This is a genomic window from Brevinematales bacterium, from assembly GCA_026415355.1.
GTDB lineage: Bacteria > Spirochaetota > Brevinematia > DTOW01 > DTOW01 > SKYB106.
Map to the genome: position 1 here is coordinate 1 of JAOAHF010000040.1, position 2,040 is coordinate 2,040.

The following is a 2,040-nucleotide window of genomic DNA, read 5'->3' on the forward strand; positions in this document are numbered from 1 at the left end:
CTATAAAACAGAGAATGACAACAGCATTATCTGAAGTAGAACTTGCTCAATCAAATTTATCTAAGACAAACTTATATGCTCCATCATATGGTATTTTGGCAGAGATTATAATCCAACCAGGAGAATTTATTACGCCTAATGATATTGTAGCAAAATTTATAAGTATGGGAGATGCAAATTTAGAGGTAGAAATACCTGAGAAAGATGTGGGACAAATGAAGATAGGTTTGACAGTGCAGGTTAATTGTGATGCTTTGCCTAATAGAACTTTCTTAGGTAAACTTGCAGAAATTTCACCTATAGTTAAAGAAAAAACAAGAACTGTAGTTGTAAAAATAAGAATTCCTAACACTCAAGGAATGCTTAGGTCAGGAATGTTTGCTCGTGGTGAAATCAAAATACAAGAAATACAAAATGCTATAGCTGTACTAAAGGATAGTGTAATTTCGCTTGGAGGTGAGACAAAACTTCTACCTATACTTAAACCTATACCTGATAAAGAAAATCTCGGTGTTGTTGAACTAAGACAAATCACAATCTCGCAAGAAGTAGATAAATACATAATCATCACAGATGGTGTAAACGAAGAAGAATACTATATTACAGAAACTACAGGTGAACTTTCCGACGGTATTGTCGTAGAGTATACAGAGGCTAATCAATAAATGTCTTTAGTAGAATTTGGTATTAAAAAACCTGTCTCAACATTAATGTTAGCCTTATCTATTTTTGTTTTTCTAATTGTTGTTTTACCACGAATTCCTATAGAACTTTATCCAAATTATGAGATAAAACAGGTATCTGTGATTGCGCATCTTCGTGGTGGTGTGCCTGCATCTGAAGTTGAGAAGTATGTAGCCCGACCTATGGAAGAAGTTTTCTCTGAGATTAATGGTGTAAAAGAAATAATCTCTGCTTCAAGAGAAGCTGAAGCTGTAATTGTTATTAAGTTTTATCCAGAAGTAAACTTAGATTTTGCTATACTTGATATAAGAGAAAAACTTACAACTATAAGACATAAACTTCCACGTGAGATGGAACGGCCAGTTATAGCAAAGTTTCAACAACAGGATGTGCCAATTATGATTATCTCACTTGGGTCAAATAATTTAACTACAGAACAACTAAGAGATATAGCGGAGGATGTCTTAAAGGAGAGATTAATGAGAATACCTGGTGTTGCAAATATAGAAATAAGCGGTGGTAGAGAAAGAAAAATTTTGATAGAATTTGACCCATCAAAACTTGTAGCCTATAACTTACCTATTTTAGAAGTTGTTACAAAAATAAATCTAACTAACATTTCTGTATCTGCAGGTGAAATAGAGGGAAATAACCAAAGAATACCAATCCGTGTAACAGGTGAATATGAAAATCTTGAAGATATAAAAAGCACAGCTTTAGCAGTAACTGAAAAAGGTTCTGTAGTATATTTAGGTGATTTAGCAACAGTAAAAGATTCATACTATGAACCTTCATCTTATGCACGGCTCAATCTAAAAGATATTGTATCAATATATATACAAAAAGAAACTACTGCAAATACGCTTGAAGTTGCAAAAAATGTACAAAAAGAAATTGAATTTCTTAAATCCGCATATCCAGAGATTGTTTTTGCTGTGGTAAAAAACGATGCTGAGTTTATAATAAAATCAATAAAATCTTTATGGGTATCACTGATATTTTCTGCATTACTTGTAGGTGGGGTTATACTTTTGTTCTTGCGAAGCTTTATATCAATTTTTACTGTTGTACTTACTATACCTATAAGTTTAGGTATTACAATAATACTTATGTATATAAACAAAATGTCGTTTAATATAATGACATTAAGTGGATTAGGATTAGGTGTAGGAATGATTGTAGACAACGCTATAATAATTATTGAAAACATAGCATTACATGCTAAAGGTAACAAAAAACCAAAAAATGAAGTTATAATTGAAGCAACAAAAGAACTTTTTGTACCAATGTTAGCATCTACTTTGACTACAATAATAGTATTTTTACCTTTAGTATTTTTAGATTACCAAGTAAGAC

At 31.6% G+C, this 2,040-nt stretch carries 2 protein-coding genes; both read left to right on the forward strand.

Features of this window, described 5'->3' with window-relative positions; genetic code table 11:
- On the forward strand, positions 1-665 hold a 665-nt coding region (locus N2712_07925; protein MCX8029904.1), incomplete at its 5' end, for an efflux RND transporter periplasmic adaptor subunit.
- Positions 666-2,040: efflux RND transporter permease subunit (locus tag N2712_07930; GenBank protein MCX8029905.1), on the forward strand; the 1,375-nt coding region annotated here is incomplete at its 3' end. It abuts the gene before it with no gap.